Below are 15,758 nucleotides of genomic sequence, written 5' to 3'. Positions count from 1 at the left end.
AGTAATACGGTAATACCGGTCCCCATACACCAAAAGGGGTATAAACTTATGACTGTATCCATGAACGGGCGAACCCCGCCTATTGATTTTAAAGTGGTAAAAGCTGCTGCTCCTGTGCGGCACAGTGTTACGGAAAGTATCCGCAATTCGATCGCGGTGGGATATTTTACGGCAGGCCAGCGTATTACTGAGCGCGATCTGTGTGAAATGACGGGCGTCAGCCGTACGGCTGTGCGCGAAGCACTGCGTCAGCTTGAAAGTGAAGGTCTTGTTGAAGTCGTTCCGCATCGCGGGCCGATTGTGGCACGTCTGAAGCCAGAACAAGCCGAAGGTATTTATCAGGTCCGTGTCGAGCTCGAAGGGCTGGCTTGTGAGCTGTTTGCGCGCAATGCAACCGATGAGGATATAGAAGCTCTCAAAGCCGCTTTTGAAGTGCTGAAGCAAGGCGACAAAGTCACCGATCCACTGGAACGCCTGCAAGCCAAGAATGCTTTTTATGACTGCCTGATTTTCGGTGCACATAATGAAGCGCTTGGACATACGCTCTCATCGCTGAACGCGCGCGTCATGGTTTTGCGTGCGACATCGCTGGGTGCTCCGGGCCGTACGCGTGACAGCTTGGCTGAACTTGGAGAAGTTGTCGGTCATCTGGCCGCGAGACGCGGTAAGGAAGCTCGCAAGGCGGCCGCGTATCATGTGATGAATGCGGGTAAGGTGGCAATTGCCATTCTACGTGAACGGCTGGCCGAAGAGGCTGACGCTTGATTGAGAGCACATCCCGACAAGTTTAAAATGGTTGTCGGGATGCGGCCTTATTTCTAGGCGTGATTATACTGCAAATTCTGCAAAAACTTCTATTGTCGCCGATTGTCATTGGCGAATTGCTTTTTGGGACACATGAACCGGGGGTTGGACGTTCGCGGATTTGTGTCCGCTCGGCAATCTGCACATCGATATGTATGAGGGGCGCTCTGTACGGTCAGAAAATGTGTGCGATCTGGAGAAGCCGGGCTTATCTACGGATGGGCGAGTGTTAAATTCTGCCTAAACTAGAACCATGACTTTGTCTCGCTCTGACTCGATTGCTAGACGGAAATCGGTATTCTCAGCGTGAACAGTAGCTTATTTTCTTTATAATTCCTCATTCCATTTGGTAACTTTCCCAATCCTCAGCTGAAATTCCCACAACGTTCTTGCGATTTGATATAATGAAGTCCGCCCGACATTTTTCGGGCACATTTGTTGGTGAACAGCCGCGCTCCTTATCGCCACCATCCGGTGAAGCGCATGGAACGCCAACAAACAAAGGCTGGAGGCAACATGGACCAATCAGCAGATGCCGTGCATAAAGCAGCGATCGGACACATACCCGTATTTATAACGTCCCCGGGACAAACCGATGTGCTTTTGAACATCGTCATTATTTTCCTTATCTGCGTGGTTTTCTTAACTGGAATTCTCTATCTGAGACTTCATGCTCTCCCTGAGCACATCGCTCATCAGACCAACAAAATTCAGCTTCAGCTTGTTGCTGTATTGGGTTTGATAGCGCTCTTCACCCACAATCAGCTCTTCTGGATTGCAGCGCTTTTGCTGGCAATGACGGATCTTCCGGATTTTCTGTCGCCGGTAACATCCATGGCAAGGTCTCTGCGTACCATTGCACGGCGAGGGCTTCACCTGACAATTCCGCCCTCTGATCCAGCGCCAACTGTTGGCGGCAGCGATAATGTTGCACCACAAACGATATCGCCGTCCTCGCAAAGCGTGACCCCGTCAACAGTTGTGCCCGACACGGAATTGTCCCTTGATCAGAACAAGCAGGAGCAGAAATAATGTTTGAATTCCTGCTTTGCTCAATGATCACTATCTTTCCGGATTATCTTTACCGCCGGTATCGTCAGGGAAAACGGATCGGTCACGAGATCACGATCTACTCCATGTGGTTCGAACTCAGGTGGGGGATCACTGCGTGCCTCATCCTCACAATTTCCCTGATCACGATGATCTTCTATTATCATCCGTCTACATCTAACGTAACGGCTGCATTTCGAACCGTTACCATCCTTCCGGAAATAGGTGGACGTGTTGATGAAGTGTATGTCTCGCGAAACCAGAAGGTGAAAGCTGGCGAGCCGCTCTTCAAACTCGATGACAGCAAACAAAAGGCTGCGCTGGAAACAGCTCGTAAACGCATTGCAGAAATCGACGCCGAAATGGTTGTCGCCAAAACCGATCTTGTGGCTGCCGATGCCCTGATTAAGCAAGGTGAGATTGCGTTCGTTCAGGCACAGAACGATGTAAACACGCAACTCGAGCTGCAGCGCCGCAACTCAAACATCGTCGCCCGTAAGGATATTGAACGTCTGCAATCCATAGCCGATGGCAAAGGTAGCGAACTGGCAGCAGCAACCGCCAGCAAGCAGACGCTCGAAACCAAAATCAACTCATTGCTTCCAGCGCAGAGGGCAAGCATTGAGGCTGCAGCTACCGAGGCGGAAGTTGAATTGAATAAAACGATCGTGAAGGCGGGCGTTTCGGGAACCGTTCAACAATTCACCTTGCGTGCAGGTGAAGTCGTCAATCCGTTGCTCCGCCCGGCCGGCATACTGGTGCCGGAAACAGCAGGCCGAACTGCCCTTGTAGCAGGCTTTGGACAGATCGAAGCACAAGTCATGAAGCCCGGCATGATTGCCGAGGCAACGTGTATCGGAAAGCCATTCACGATTATTCCTATGGTCGTAACCGAGGTGCAGGACGTTATCGCAGGTGGACAGGTGCGAGCCAGCGATCAGTTGGTCGACATCCAGCAATTGGCAAAACCGGGAACAATCACAGTTACCCTGGAGCCTCTCTATGAAGGGCAACTTGCAGGCATTCCCCCCGGCAGTAGTTGTGTGGCCAACGCGTACACAAGCAATCATGAGGAATTGGAATCCGGTAAAGCGGGTACGCTGCGGTCTATATTCTTGCACGCCGTCGATGCAACCGGCCTCGTTCACGCCATGATCCTGCGAATACAAGCCGTGATGATGCCAGTGCAGACACTTGTCCTATCTGGGCATTAGAGCGTGTTTTGATCTGATTGAATCAGATCTGCGCTCTAATATTTCCCAATACATCATGAAATAGGGGTCCGATTTAGGATCCCTATTTTCCTCGGGCGTTTAACGCCGCTGTCATATCCCCGGCGTTGCGCCACCGTCCACATTAATGACCGTTCCATGCACATAGGCAGCGGCCGGGCTGCACAGGAAGCGCACAACGTCTGCAACTTCATCTGCCTCGCCATAACGTTGTATGCCTTGGGCTTCGCGAATTTCTTCGCGCGCAGCTTCAATGGAAATATTGCGTTCTTTTGCCAATACTTCTATCCGGCGTCCGAGGCGGTCAGTCACGATATGACCGGGACAGAGCGTGTTGATCCGCATGCCTGTCCCCTGCGCACGCTTGGAAATCGCCTTTGTAAAGTTGATGAGCGCCGAATTAACCGATCCACCAATGGTAAAATCCGGCTCAGGCGTATGCGCTCCAACGCCTGATATGTTCACAATAGTACCTTTGCTCTGAGACAAGGCATCCCATGCAGCTCGACAAAACCGAACGGTCGCATGGAACTTGAGTGCAAATCCCTCATGAAAATCTTCGTCGGTCAGCGATAAGAAATCACCTCGTTTGGTTGCGCCAGCGTTGTTGATCAGGGCATCAATTTGTCCGGTTGCAGTAAGCGTTTCGGATACGACTTTTTCAGCAGCTCCCACCTTTGACAGGTCGGCGGCAACGAGAATGATCTGAGGCGAACCTGCCGCGCTGGCGAGTGCTGCAGTCTCTTCCAACGCCGCCATATCACGAGCACAAAGGCTCAGTGCGAATCCGTCTTTTGCCAGTCCAATGGCAAAGGCCCGACCCAGTCCACGGCTTGCTCCAGTCACAATTGTAGTGCGCATTTTTAACTCTCTCGTGGATGCTGCTGACGCAATCTTAGATTTTTCTATTTAAATACAACGAATTAAGAGAATAATCGTAAAATCGCCCCGAGTTGATTTTTCATTATTGTATTACGGTATGATCATGCTATCGTATTCTCGCACTGTCAATCGGGGTTGCGGTTTTTGAATTGCTGGGGTCGCGTGAGTGATCTGCTTCAAAGACCGTCCCTTCCGGAACTGAGGAGTCAGATGCAAGGCTGTGGTGGATTAAAAGTCAGCTTGAATGGGTTCCGTTACGAGGCGGTGCATCGGGTTGTCGTCGCGTCTGCTGCGCAGCGCAAGCGGATTGGATCCGGGCTGACGCCAGCACGGCGTTCCATAGGAATTTCTGCTCGGGTTGCCCAGTCATTGCCTTTGTGGCCGCACCAGATGCGCTGCACTGCCATTTCGTTACCCACTGCGTTCAGCTGGAAGACATTGCCCGTTTTTACGTCGACGCCAAAGCTGAATGATCGGCTGGCGCCGGGGCTGACCTCACCAAGGTCGGCTGAAAACCAATGCGCGATGGAAGCGGAGCATACCAATGCGGTTTTGCCACTGTTTTCGACCGTAATATCAAGCGACTGGTGGTTAACCGCGGCAGATGCTGCGTTTAAGCCAAGAATTGCTGTAGCAAGAAAGGTGAGGTGAGTTTTCATTTTGAAATTCTGCTCCGGGTTATACTTCAAAAATCATCCGGTATTGAGTAAATAGTCAATAAAAATCTATAAATGGGAACAATAAAATGAGAAAAAAAATAACAGGAACAGTCAGTGGTGCTGTGCTGGCTCTTGCCCTTAGTGGTTGGATGGCAAGCAGTGCTTTGGCCGGGGAAATTACATCCATCGCCATTCTGGCCCCGGAAATGGGAACCGATATGGGCTGGAACCAGCAGGGGGTCGATGCTGCGAAGGCTGCAGGCGAGGCCGCTGGTGTAAAGGTGGTTGTTGCCGAAAATCTGGGTTATGGCGATGTTCGCCCGACGTTGCGCGAACTTGCTGAAGATGGCGCTGGTCTGTTGATTGCCCACGCATCCGGTTACAACACAGCCGCACCAGAAATTGGTGCCGAAATGAATATTCCAGTCGCTATCGTCGACAGCCCGGACAAGCTTGCTGAAGGCAAGATCGCTGATTACACGGCGGCTGGCAGCGACGGTGCTTATCTCGCAGGACGACTGGCCGCCAAGATGAGCAGAACCAAGGTTGTTGGCATCGTCGTATCCGGTGAGCCGCCATCGTGGAACAATATGTCGGTTGCTTTTGCGCAAGGCGTGAAGGCAGAGAACCCAGCCGTTGAAGTTCGCTATGCCGTGATCGGACCGGCTGCTTATGCTGATGCCGCCGGTGGTAAGCGTGTGGCTGAAACCGTTATAGCCTCTGGTGCCGACATTATCTTCGGACAGGGCAACGGTTCGAGTTTCGGCATGTTGCAGGCCGTTGAAACGACGCCGGCCACCGATGGCGGAAAAGCCTATTTCATCGATGTTATCGGCGATAAGACGTCAATTGATAAAGGCAATCTTCTTTCATCCGTTATCTGGGATCTGACGCCGGTTTACGCCGCTATGATCACGGATCTGAAGGACGGAAAATACGGAAGCCACAACTATAACATCAAACTCAGTGATGGCAGTCTTCGTCTTCTGAAGACCAAGAACATACCGGATGATGTCTGGAAAGAAATGGAAGCCTTGCAGGCCGAGGTTGTTTCCGGAGCCATCAAGGTAGAGCCGAAGTTTGATGCGGACAGTGTTCATGCACTGGTAAAAACTGTCGCCTCCAAGTGAGCCAGCCTGCTCTTAAACTCGTCTCATTGCGTTCGTCATACTGCCATTAAAATGGGTCGAATGATGGCGTGCGCAACTCACGAAAACCGTGTTGGATCGCATTCTTAGTTGATCCAACACGGTGTGATGAGGCGGATTTGCATGAAGGATATTGAAATGCAGGCGTCAGTGACAAACGCGGCCTTTCCTCCGAATTCCAGTACAAAGCCATTTGTTGGGCTGCGTGGTATTACCAAGCGCTTTCCCGGCGTTATAGCCAATAACAATGTCAGCACAGATATTTGGCCGGGCGAAGTTCATGTTCTGCTTGGCGAAAACGGTGCTGGAAAATCTACATTGGTTGGCATGTTGTCGGGGCTTCAGCAGCCAGATAACGGCTGTATCGAGATTGATGGTTCAGCCGTCAATATAACGTCTCCCCGCCATGCCCTCGCATTAGGAATAGGCACGGTGTTTCAGCATTCGATGCTGGTGCCAAGCCTGACGGTCGTCGATAATTTTACCCTTGGTGGGGTATGGTGGCGTAAGCCGGATCGCAGCGGCATTGCAAAGCGTATCGATGAAACTGCAAGCCGCATCGGTTTACGTGTTGATCCTTTTGCGCTGGTCTCCAGCCTTTCCCTTGGTGAGCGTCAGCAGGTCGAAATTTTGCGCGCTTTGATGCGCGGCAGCAGGTGTCTTATTCTTGATGAGGCGACCGCCATGCTGACCCCCAATGAGGCTGTTTCTCTAGGAGAGTTAATGCGCCGACTGGTTGCCGAGGGGCTTGCGGTCATTTTCATCACGCACAAGCTCAACGAAGCACTTGCATATGGTGACAGGATTTCGGTGTTACGCCTTGGTAAAAATGCCGGTGCTATCACCCCTGATGAACTCAATGCCAATAGTGATCAGCAGAATACGGCCAATATCATCCGTCTGATGTTTGGCCAGTCCGCAACGGACGATAGCGCCAGCGACTATCGCGCCACTCGTGAGTTGGGTCCCGTGGTGTTGGAGGTTTCAAAGCTGAATTCAAATGCGGGACGTATTCCAGTTCGTGACGTTTCAATTGAGCTGAGATCGAAAGAAGTGCTCGGCATTGCCGGCATCGATGGCAATGGTCAGAAAGAGCTTGCGGAAGCCTTGGCCGGGCAGACGCCTTCCTCGGGAAGTGTGAAGCTGCATGGTGCCGAAATCGGTTCCCTTACAGTGGGAGAACGCCGCGCGGCAGGGCTGCGTTATGTGACCGACGATCGATTGGGCGAAGGTACTGTTGGCGCATTCGCTGTCGCGACTAACTTTTTGCTCAAGGATATTGGAGCCTCACCTTTCTGGAAAAAAGGTATCGAAAAGCCGCAATCCATTCGTTCGCAGGCTCAGGAACATGTGCGGAATTTTGATATTCGCACGCCGGATGTCCAGACGCCCGTAGGAACATTGTCTGGGGGAAACATTCAGAAAGTTTTGTTGGCGCGTGAGCTGACCGGCTCGGCGGAGGCGGTTATTTTTGCAAAGCCGACCTACGGTCTTGATGTAAAAAATATTCGTGCCACCCGCCAGCGTATCAGCGATGCAGCAGACGCAGGCAAAGCAGTTTTGCTGATTTCAACGGACCTTGATGAGCTGCTTGAACTTGCTGATCGGGTCGCTGTGATTGATCAGGGCAGGTTGGTAGGCACGGTTCAAAATGGTGTGGGCGCACGCGATGCAATCGGCCGCCTTATGAGTACCGGAGAAGAAGAATGAGCGATCAACAGGCTGGTACGGCGGGAGTGGCGGGCCCGACTATCCGTTCGCCCTTTGCGGCCTGGGGCAAAATACTGACTGTCAGCATTGGCCCACTGATTGCCGCGCTGGTTTTAGGAGGGCTGATCCTTCTTGCCATGGGCGTCAATCCCCTGAGCTACTATGCCTATGTTGTGGAACGGGCAATATTGTCGCCGTCGGGCCTGTCGGCAACGCTGACTCGTATGGGACCGTTTCTCCTGATCGCAGCGAGCCTGATTGTCGCTTTCCGTGCAGGCATCTGGAATCTGGGCGGTGACGGGCAATTTTTGCTGGCGGCTGTTATTGTTGCCGCCACAACGCCGCTGATGCATGCGGCAGGCGTTCCGATCTGGCTTAATCTGGCGCTTGGTCTTCTGATAGGATTGATTATCGGCGCGCTTTGGGGGCTGCTCCCCGCAATGCTGAAAGCCTGGCATGGCATCAATGAAATCATCACAACATTGATGATGAGCTTTCTTGGTGTCTCGCTCGCCAATGTGCTGGTGAAGCTGGCATTTCTCGATCCTTCGACCACCACACCGCAAACCCGTACCTTGCCTGTGGATGCGCGACTGCCAAAACTGTTTGATACGACTATCTCTTCGGGGCTGATTGTTGGTTTGGTTGTCATCATCGCCATGCACCTGATGATGACCAAGACCTCTTTTGGCATGAAACTGCGTCTGGTTGGTGCTAATCCACGAGCTGCCGTTCATGCGGGTTTGTCGGTGCCTAAGCTGACGATTGCGGTCTTTGCCATTTCGGCGGGGCTGGCCGGTCTTTCCGGTGCGGTCGATATTCTGGGCACACAAGGCAATGTGCGTGCAGACTGGAACCCGGCTTACAGCCTTACTGTCGTGCCTCTGGTGTTTCTTGCCCGGCTTAACGGCTTTGGATCAATCGCCTATGTCTTCTTGTTTTCTGCGCTGACGATTGGCGGCGAGAGTGCCGCACGTCGTCTTGGAGTGCCGAGCTTCTTCTCTCTGGTCATCGTGGCTCTTCTGCTGATCACGCTGGCACTGGCTGAGTATTTCGATAAAAATCGCCAATACCGCGCGAAGATCTGAGGAGACGACAGTGTCACTTTTTACCGAAAGTTTCATCATCACCTTGTTCCTCGGAGCGATTGCTGCGGGAACGCCGCTGCTGTTGGCGGGGTTAGGTGAGCAGCTTTCCGAGAAGGCCGGTGTGCTCAATATTGGCCTTGAGGGCATGATCCTCGCTGGCGCTTATGCAGGCTTTCTCGTTGCATGGAGCACCGGCAATATGGGGCTTGGCTTCATTGGTGGGGCTTTGGCCGGTGCCTTTGTTGCAGCATTCATGGCTCTGCTTTGCGTTCGGCTGGGTCTCAATCAGATAGTTATCGGCATCGCGCTTACCTTGGCGGTGCAAGGCCTGACTGCACTTCTGCATTTTGTGCAGTTTTCACGCAGTTATCCTCGCCTTGATGGTGCTGCCAAATGGCCGATCTGGCCCTTGTCTGAGATTCCAGTGGTAGGCCCTATCCTGTTTAACCACAATCCGATTGTCTATCTGGCTGTTGCGCTGGTGGCTGTTTTTGCCTGGATTTACAGAATGACGCATTGGGGTACGGCATTGCAGGCGGCGGGTGATAAGCCAGCGGCATTGGATGCAACGGGCGTGGACGTCGTGCGCACCCGTAGCACTGCAGTATTGATAACCGGAGCACTTGCCGGACTTGGCGGAGCTTTCATGTCTGTGGCGGTTGCCGGTGTATTTATTCCGTTCATGAGTCACGGCAATGGCTTCATTGCTATTGTTCTTGCGATGCTGGCGCGGGGTAAGCCGTTGTGGGTATTGGGCGGAGCGCTTCTCTTTGGTGCGAGCCTGTCGCTTGCGACTGCCTTGCAGGTTGCAGGTGTTAATGTGCCAACGGACGTCATTCAGATGCTGCCATTCGTCATGGTGATGCTGGTACTTCTGATTGCAGGCAGAAAGGCCAATCTTCCGCAGGCACTGGGTGAAAGCTTTGTACGTGGTGCACGTTAGAGCGCGGTTCGATCTGATTGAAGCAGATCGAACCGCGCTCTAACCCCTTTTATTGAAGCATAATCTTATCGAGCCTTGTTTCACTCCGGTCGGATTGTGCTCTAAGCGTTGGGTTTGAGGCATGTTTATCGAACGCGGCTTTGCTTTGCAGCCGATCATCAAGCCGATTCAGGTTGTGCGGGACGGTATCCTGACGGGAACTGATCTTGCACGGGGAGTGATTGCGTTGGGGAATTTTGATGGCTTTCATTTAGGCCATCAATTTCTGATCAGAAAGGCGCAGCAGATTGCGGGTAAAGCATATCCGGTTGCAATCATGTCGGTCGAGCCGCATCCGCGCCAGTTCTTTAATCCTGATACTGTTATCGAAAGGCTGGCGCTTCCCGAACAAAAGCATCGGGTAGCCGAAATGCTGGGTCTGGATTATATTTTCGAACCGACATTCGACAGAGAGTTTGCAGCGCTGACGCCTCAGGCTTTTGTTATAGATATCCTCCATAAAAAGCTGGATGTGTCCCATATCGTTGTCGGTGAAAATTTTCGCTTCGGTGCAGGGCGGAAAGGTGATTGTGCAGCGTTGGTAGAGCTGGCACAGAGTGTTGGCATCTGTGTTGATATCGTTCCACTGCAATCAGAATATTCGTCCACCCGCGTGCGTGAAGCGTTGGTTGCGGGCGATGTAAGTGTTGCCCATCAGTGTTTGGGCCGAGCATGGGCAGCGGATATCGTTTGGCGAGATGGTAGCTTTCGCCTGGCAGAAGGACTGGTTCGCCCCAAAGAGGGGCAGTATGTTTTGGGCAAAGTGCCATACGGACATAGTTTTATTGTGCATCTGGCAGGAGATGGAAGAATTACGTCATCTATTATATGCCCGAAGAAGGTGTATTTCTTGGAACACCTACCCGGATAAAGAGCAGTCTTGTGGGGTGGTTAGGATGTCTGCGAATGCTGGCCAAGATGCGCTCGGACAGAAGTGCGCTTCCAGTATTCATTCTAAGTGGCAAGCGAGATTTGGCGCTGACATTATGCAGACAAGATCATACGCTGTCTTTGAAGAGGACACTCTGGTCGAAAAGATAGCGATGGGAAAGCGGCAGGCTCGCAGCGCCCATCGCTTTTCCATGAACGCCGACTTTCCCTTCGATGATCTCGGGTGCTGAAAGGCCTTGCAGGTCGATGCGCGTAAGCTCGAGCTTTGTGGCTTCAACGATCCTGTGGCGGACGTTTTCTGGCAGCCAGCCGTCAATAATTGCCGCAGGAAAATCAATCACGGCTGCGGCTGCAACCGCTGCATGGGCGAGCCCACGCGCAGCCAATGCGATCCATTCATCGAGCAAAGTGCCGAAATCGTGCCAATGTTCTGGCGAAAGCCAAAGGTCATCAGAAGAAATATCGTTCTCCTGCAACATGCGTTCGAGCACGAAGAGCGACGCGGTGTCGATTAATTGCATGGTTTCGCGCGCGTCATCTGTTCCACGCATGCGCATGGGCATCGAACCCAGAGCGCCAGCATTACCGGTCCGTCCAGGGTAGAGCGTGTTGTTCAAAACTACGCCGCCGCCAATGAATGACCCAATTGAGAAATAGACGAAATCTGTAAATTCGGGCCCGCGTCCGAATGTCAGTTCCGCACCACAGGCCGCTGTTCCGTCGTTCTGTAGGTAAACCGGAAACGGCAAGGCGGAGCCGAAATCGTTGATCAGGTCGGCATCAAGCCAGGCATTCATATCTGCGGCGGGCGCACCGACTTCCTCCACCCAGTTCCAGAGTTCGAAAGGAAGCGCAATGCCAAGGCCTGCAATGCGTTCGCGTTTGTTTGCATCCAGAGCGGCAGTAAACGCTTTGATGCTATCGAACGAGAACCTGCGGATTTGATCTGGCACAGGCCAGCGATAGGTGATGTGGCGGCGTTGGCGGATGTTGCCAAGAAAATCCATCAAGATGATCTCGACGCTGCGGCGGCCGATCTTCAGACCAAAGGAAAAGACGCCATCTGCAGCAAGCCGCATGGGCATGGAAGGTTGTCCAACACGCCCGCGTACGCGTTCGCCTTGTGTGATCAGGCCGTCTTTTTCCAGCTCGCGGATGATCACTGAAATGGTTTGTGCGGACAGCCCGGTCTTGCGAGCGATATCGGCACGCGCCATTGAACCATGTCGGCGCACCAGAGCAAGAACGAGGCGTTCGTTGTAAGCACGCACACCGATCTGGTTGGAGCCGCGATTGATGCTTGCTCCGGCTTGGGTGAATTGCGGCATGGCGGAACCTGCCACGGCGGTTCCGCCGTGTTGATCAGAACTACGTTCTGAAGTGTGTCTGGCCATATCCTCTCCCAAGGTCCCGCATACTCTAGAGCGTGATCCCGCGCTTCAGCTTTTGGTTTTTATACATGTCGTCACTCCCAAACTCGGATTCTGCTTTCAGGAGACATGCCTTAATGCCGTCTGGCCTACTCCATTCGACGAAGGAGAAAAAGCCCTCATTTGTAGAGTATGTTAAATAAAAACATTAACTTAGGTGCTAGCTGCATCTGCCTGACAAACTGGCTAGTCTCAATCTCTCACCTGAAGAGTGACACAGCAAATTAATAAATCAAGTGGATTTATTAATTGACTCTCTTACGAAGCCGTGTTTTGTTTTCATTACGCCGGGGGAAGAGGAACCGGTTACACTCTGGGAGGAGCTCATGAAGAAGACAGTTCTCTCGGCAGCGGTTGCTGCCTTCACGCTTGGTGTTGCCGCTTCTGCGGTCGGCCCGGCCAATGCTGCCGATGTCGGCGCGTGCCTGATCACCAAGACCGATACCAATCCCTTCTTCGTCAAGATGAAGGAAGGTGCGATTGCCAAAGCCAAGGAACTTGGCGTCAATCTCAAGACCTATTCAGGCAAGATCGATGGCGATTCCGAAAGTCAGGTTGCTGCTATTGAAACCTGTATTGCCGACGGTGCCAAGGGTATTCTGATCACTGCTTCCGACACAAAGGGTATTGTACCATCGCTGCAAAAAGCGCGCGATGCTGGTGCGCTCATCATTGCGCTTGATACGCCTCTGGAGCCGGCCGATGCGGCTGATGCCACTTTCGCGACCGACAATTTCCTTGCAGGCGAGCTGGTAGGCAAGTGGGCTGCAGCAACGCTTGGCGATAAGGTCAAGGATGCGCGCGTTGCCTTCCTGAATCTCACCGCTTCACAGCCAAGCGTCGACGTTCTGCGCGATCAGGGTTTCGCGGTAGGCTTCGGCATTGACCCGAAGGACAAGACTAAGCTCGGCGATGAAGATGATCCACGTATCGTAGGTCGCGACCTTACCGATGGTAATGAAGAAGGTGGCCGTCGCGCCATGGAAAATCTTCTCCAGAAAGACCCGACCGTCAATGTCGTCCACACAATCAATGAACCGGCCGCTGCTGGCGCTTATGAAGCATTGAAGGCGGTGGGGCGTGAAAAAGATGTTCTGATCGTGTCGATTGATGGCGGTTGCCCTGGCGTCAAGAATGTTGAAGCCGGTGTGATCGGCGCAACATCGCAGCAATATCCGCTCCAGATGGCTGCCCTTGGCATCGAAGCGATCAAGAAATTCGCTGACACCGGCGAAAAACCAAAGCCGACCGAAGGTAAGACCTTTGTCGATACCGGTGTGGCGCTGGTCACTGACAAGCCTGTTGAGGGTGTGGAGTCGATCGACACCAAAACTGCCCTTGGCAAGTGCTGGGGCTAACAGCTCGGAGCTCTTCGGTTTTTGATGAAGCAGAAGAAGTGCTCGGATTATTTGTTCTACGCATTATCCGATGCAAATCGCTTCGCACTTTTGCTGGAAATGCTTTAGCGAACCTTCGCATCCGGCAGTTTCTGCCGGATGCTCTTGCACCAGACAGCAGGAGACTGACATGAGCGAGCCAGAGGCGACCTCCGCCCCCGTAAAGCCATCGATGCAGGAGTATGAAAGCGCATTGTCGCGAAGTGCGAGTGATGTTGCATCATTTGATGATGGCGATCACTCGGTGCTCTATCGACTCCGGCATTTTCTGCATCACAATCCTGCGGCTGTGCCACTGATTGTGCTCGTGATTTCGTTGCTGGTATTTGGCATTACGCTGGGTGGGAAATTCTTTTCCGCCTTCGCGCTGACACTCATTCTCCAGCAGGTTGCGATCACCGGCATTGTGGCGGCGGCACAAACTCTGGTGATCCTGACTGCCGGTATCGATCTTTCAGTTGGCGCCATTATGGTGCTGTCATCAGTCGTGATGGGACAATTTACATTCCGCTATGGTCTGCCCGCTGAACTCTCAATTTTGTTCGGCTTTGCGACTGGTGCGCTGTGTGGCTTCATCAATGGTTTTTTGATCGCATATGTTCGATTGCCGCCATTTATCGTCACTTTGGGCATGTGGCAGGTGATCCTCGCTACCAACTTCCTCTATTCGTCGAATGAAACCATCCGGGCACAGGAAATTACTGCCGAGGCTCCCATCCTGCAGTTCTTTGGTGAAAGCATTCGTTTCGGCGGTGCCGTCTTTACCTATGGTGTTATCGCCATGGTTCTGCTGGTGCTGGTGCTCTGGTTCGTCTTGAACCACACTGCTTGGGGACGTCATGTCTATGCTATTGGCGATGATCCGGAAGCGGCACAGCTTGCGGGTGTGTCGGTCAAGCCGATCCTGATGTCAGTTTATGTTCTGGCCGGGCTTATCTGTGCGCTTGCTGGCTGGGCAATGATCGGGCGGCTTGGTTCAGTCTCACCAACTTCGGGTCAGTTTGCCAATATTGAATCCATAACTGCCGTGGTGATTGGCGGAATATCGCTCTTTGGCGGGCGAGGTTCGATCCTTGGCACAATGTTTGGTGCGCTGATCGTGGGCGTTTTCTCGCTCGGATTGCGCCTTTGGGGCACAGATCCACAATGGACCTATCTCCTGATTGGCGTTCTTATTATCGCCGCCGTTGCGATTGACCAATGGATCAGAAAGGCTGCCGCATGAAACCCTCAGTTACGCCTGTTCTTTCCGCACGCGGTCTGGTTAAGCGTTACGGACGTGTTACAGCCCTCGATCATGCCGATTTTGATCTTTATCCGGGAGAAGTCCTTGCCGTCATTGGCGATAACGGCGCGGGTAAATCTTCGCTCATCAAGGCACTGTCCGGTGCTGTTCGCCCCGATGAAGGCGAAATCATGCTGGATGGAAAGCCAGTGAGCTTCCATTCTCCAATGGAAGCGCGCAATGCGGGCATTGAGACGGTTTATCAAAACCTTGCTCTTTCCCCGGCACTTTCCATTGCGGACAATCTCTTTCTTGGGCGTGAGATTCGCCGCAAAGGGCCGCTCGGTTCATGGCTGCGAATGCTTGATCGTGGTGCAATGGAAAAGATTGCCCGTGAGAAACTCTCGGAACTGGGGCTGATGACCATTCAGAACATCGGCCAGGCCGTGGAAACATTGTCGGGTGGACAGCGGCAAGGTGTTGCGGTCGCGCGTGCTGCAGCTTTCGGCTCCAAAGTTGTCATTATGGATGAACCGACGGCTGCGCTTGGTGTGAAGGAATCCCGCCGCGTTCTGGAGCTTATTCAGGACGTGAAGGCGCGTGGTATGCCTATAGTGCTGATCTCACATAACATGCCGCATGTGTTTGAAGTAGCCGACCGCATCCATATCCATCGTCTTGGCCGTCGTTTGACGGTGGTCGATCCGAAAGAATATTCGATGTCGGATGCAGTGGCATTAATGACTGGAGCGATGGCACCGCGCGCTGAAGCGGCCTGATCATTGTCTGCTGAGCTTCGTGCCGGGCCGCGGCTGTGTCTTTCTGATCTGGGTGCAGAGACGGATATCACAAAATACCGGTCGAATTGAACATGTAGCACTTACGAGATGCCCGGAAACTGGTTAAACATGGCGCATATTCTCCGGAGCGATGTTCCGGAGACGTGAAACCATAACAAGGTTGGCCAATGTTTGAGTTTGATGACCCGCGATTTCGACCTTTATGGACTCGGGTATTAATCTCAGGGAGCTGTTTTGCCTGGACCGCATTCGAGATTTGGATGGGCAGTGTCGGCTGGGCCATGCTTTTTGGCGCACTTGGCCTTTGGTCGGCTTTTCGTTTCTTTGTGACTTTTGATCCCGACAAGAAAAAGCAGGGTTGATCCGGCAGTAGGCCATTTAGGTTGCTACCGCACATTTGCGTTGAAACACCAAAATTCGCTTCAATATTTGAAATAGAGCGGGTCATCGACTCGCTTTC

The 15,758-nt window shown here is 52.8% G+C and carries 15 protein-coding genes; 12 read left to right on the top strand and 3 right to left on the bottom strand.

The window, feature by feature from the left end; translation table 11 throughout:
- The first annotated feature begins 48 nt into the window (after positions 1 to 48).
- The 3 genes from C9380_RS16820 to C9380_RS16810 all read left to right on the top strand — a co-directional run bounded on the left by C9380_RS16820 (position 49) and on the right by C9380_RS16810 (position 3,068).
- Positions 49 to 765 (top strand): GntR family transcriptional regulator, encoded by a 717-nt coding sequence (locus C9380_RS16820; RefSeq protein WP_100557283.1) that lies wholly within the window; start codon positions 49 to 51, stop codon positions 763 to 765.
- A 522-nt stretch (positions 766 to 1,287) separates the two neighbouring features.
- Entirely contained in the window at positions 1,288 to 1,836 is a 549-nt protein-coding gene (locus tag C9380_RS16815; RefSeq protein ID WP_100557282.1) for a hypothetical protein, read from the top strand.
- The gene (locus C9380_RS16810) at positions 1,836 to 3,068 is read left to right on the top strand and encodes an HlyD family secretion protein (protein WP_100557281.1); all 1,233 of its coding nucleotides are present in this window, start codon (positions 1,836 to 1,838) and stop codon (positions 3,066 to 3,068) included. Before C9380_RS16815 ends, C9380_RS16810 begins: the two co-directional genes overlap by 1 nt.
- Positions 3,069 to 3,179: 111 nt before the next feature.
- Here the strand turns inward: C9380_RS16810 and C9380_RS16805 are convergent, their stop codons facing one another.
- Positions 3,180 to 3,947, bottom strand: coding sequence for an SDR family oxidoreductase (locus tag C9380_RS16805; protein WP_100557280.1), 768 nt, complete (start codon positions 3,945 to 3,947; stop codon positions 3,180 to 3,182).
- A gap of 275 nt (positions 3,948 to 4,222) precedes the next feature.
- Entirely contained in the window at positions 4,223 to 4,627 is a 405-nt protein-coding gene (locus C9380_RS16800) for a hypothetical protein (RefSeq protein ID WP_024900130.1), read from the bottom strand.
- An 86-nt stretch (positions 4,628 to 4,713) separates the two neighbouring features.
- Between C9380_RS16800 and C9380_RS16795 the strand changes: the two genes are divergently transcribed.
- From C9380_RS16795 to C9380_RS16775, 5 genes are all read left to right on the top strand, one after another.
- Positions 4,714 to 5,757, top strand: a complete 1,044-nt coding sequence (locus tag C9380_RS16795; protein ID WP_128094093.1) for a putative B6 ABC transporter substrate-binding protein — start codon at positions 4,714 to 4,716, stop codon at positions 5,755 to 5,757.
- A gap of 141 nt (positions 5,758 to 5,898) precedes the next feature.
- The gene (locus C9380_RS16790; protein WP_235822366.1) at positions 5,899 to 7,485 is read left to right on the top strand and encodes a putative B6 ABC transporter ATP-binding protein; all 1,587 of its coding nucleotides are present in this window, start codon (positions 5,899 to 5,901) and stop codon (positions 7,483 to 7,485) included.
- Positions 7,482 to 8,573, top strand: a complete 1,092-nt coding sequence (locus tag C9380_RS16785) for a putative B6 ABC transporter permease subunit 2 (RefSeq protein ID WP_100557278.1) — start codon at positions 7,482 to 7,484, stop codon at positions 8,571 to 8,573. The genes C9380_RS16790 and C9380_RS16785 overlap by 4 nt, the downstream gene beginning before the upstream one ends.
- Before the next feature lie 10 nt (positions 8,574 to 8,583).
- Positions 8,584 to 9,516, top strand: a complete 933-nt coding sequence (locus C9380_RS16780) for a putative B6 ABC transporter permease subunit 1 (protein WP_024900134.1) — start codon at positions 8,584 to 8,586, stop codon at positions 9,514 to 9,516.
- 121 nt (positions 9,517 to 9,637) lie between these two features.
- Positions 9,638 to 10,426, top strand: a complete 789-nt coding sequence (locus C9380_RS16775; protein ID WP_100557277.1) for an FAD synthetase family protein — start codon at positions 9,638 to 9,640, stop codon at positions 10,424 to 10,426.
- A gap of 127 nt (positions 10,427 to 10,553) precedes the next feature.
- Here C9380_RS16775 and C9380_RS16770 read toward each other — a convergent pair whose 3' ends face one another.
- Positions 10,554 to 11,774: an ROK family transcriptional regulator gene (locus tag C9380_RS16770; protein WP_164844690.1), complete on the bottom strand. Its 1,221-nt coding sequence runs from the start codon at positions 11,772 to 11,774 to the stop codon at positions 10,554 to 10,556.
- Positions 11,775 to 12,202: 428 nt separating this feature from the next.
- Between C9380_RS16770 and C9380_RS16765 the strand changes: the two genes are divergently transcribed.
- The 4 genes from C9380_RS16765 to C9380_RS16750 all read left to right on the top strand — a co-directional run bounded on the left by C9380_RS16765 (position 12,203) and on the right by C9380_RS16750 (position 15,660).
- Positions 12,203 to 13,234, top strand: coding sequence for a substrate-binding domain-containing protein (locus C9380_RS16765; protein ID WP_024900137.1), 1,032 nt, complete (start codon positions 12,203 to 12,205; stop codon positions 13,232 to 13,234).
- 169 nt (positions 13,235 to 13,403) lie between these two features.
- Entirely contained in the window at positions 13,404 to 14,498 is a 1,095-nt protein-coding gene (locus C9380_RS16760) for an ABC transporter permease (protein WP_024900138.1), read from the top strand.
- The gene (locus C9380_RS16755) at positions 14,495 to 15,277 is read left to right on the top strand and encodes an ATP-binding cassette domain-containing protein (protein WP_024900139.1); all 783 of its coding nucleotides are present in this window, start codon (positions 14,495 to 14,497) and stop codon (positions 15,275 to 15,277) included. Before C9380_RS16760 ends, C9380_RS16755 begins: the two co-directional genes overlap by 4 nt.
- Before the next feature lie 188 nt (positions 15,278 to 15,465).
- Entirely contained in the window at positions 15,466 to 15,660 is a 195-nt protein-coding gene (locus C9380_RS16750) for a hypothetical protein (protein WP_024900140.1), read from the top strand.
- Positions 15,661 to 15,758: the final 98 nt, after the last annotated feature.

The sequence above is a fragment of the Brucella pituitosa genome, assembly GCF_003049685.1.
GTDB classification, from domain to species: Bacteria; Pseudomonadota; Alphaproteobacteria; order Rhizobiales; family Rhizobiaceae; genus Brucella; species Brucella pituitosa.
The sequence above is the reverse complement of the archived record's forward strand: the minus strand, read 5'-3'. Positions and strand labels throughout refer to the sequence as shown.

What these genes read in the sequence shown, in the direction of transcription:
- C9380_RS16820 (WP_100557283.1), top strand. Translation starts at nt 49, where the DNA reads ATGACTGTATCCATGAACGGGCGAACCCCGCCTATTGATTTTAAAGTG.
- C9380_RS16815 (WP_100557282.1), top strand. Translation starts at nt 1,288, where the DNA reads ATGGAACGCCAACAAACAAAGGCTGGAGGCAACATGGACCAATCAGCA.
- C9380_RS16810 (WP_100557281.1), top strand. Translation starts at nt 1,836, where the DNA reads ATGTTTGAATTCCTGCTTTGCTCAATGATCACTATCTTTCCGGATTAT.
- C9380_RS16805 (WP_100557280.1), bottom strand. Translation starts at nt 3,947, where the DNA reads ATGCGCACTACAATTGTGACTGGAGCAAGCCGTGGACTGGGTCGGGCC.
- C9380_RS16800 (WP_024900130.1), bottom strand. Translation starts at nt 4,627, where the DNA reads ATGAAAACTCACCTCACCTTTCTTGCTACAGCAATTCTTGGCTTAAAC.
- C9380_RS16795 (WP_128094093.1), top strand. Translation starts at nt 4,714, where the DNA reads ATGAGAAAAAAAATAACAGGAACAGTCAGTGGTGCTGTGCTGGCTCTT.
- C9380_RS16790 (WP_235822366.1), top strand. Translation starts at nt 5,899, where the DNA reads ATGAAGGATATTGAAATGCAGGCGTCAGTGACAAACGCGGCCTTTCCT.
- C9380_RS16785 (WP_100557278.1), top strand. Translation starts at nt 7,482, where the DNA reads ATGAGCGATCAACAGGCTGGTACGGCGGGAGTGGCGGGCCCGACTATC.
- C9380_RS16775 (WP_100557277.1), top strand. Translation starts at nt 9,638, where the DNA reads ATGTTTATCGAACGCGGCTTTGCTTTGCAGCCGATCATCAAGCCGATT.
- C9380_RS16770 (WP_164844690.1), bottom strand. Translation starts at nt 11,774, where the DNA reads ATGCCGCAATTCACCCAAGCCGGAGCAAGCATCAATCGCGGCTCCAAC.
- C9380_RS16765 (WP_024900137.1), top strand. Translation starts at nt 12,203, where the DNA reads ATGAAGAAGACAGTTCTCTCGGCAGCGGTTGCTGCCTTCACGCTTGGT.
- C9380_RS16760 (WP_024900138.1), top strand. Translation starts at nt 13,404, where the DNA reads ATGAGCGAGCCAGAGGCGACCTCCGCCCCCGTAAAGCCATCGATGCAG.
- C9380_RS16755 (WP_024900139.1), top strand. Translation starts at nt 14,495, where the DNA reads ATGAAACCCTCAGTTACGCCTGTTCTTTCCGCACGCGGTCTGGTTAAG.
- C9380_RS16750 (WP_024900140.1), top strand. Translation starts at nt 15,466, where the DNA reads ATGTTTGAGTTTGATGACCCGCGATTTCGACCTTTATGGACTCGGGTA.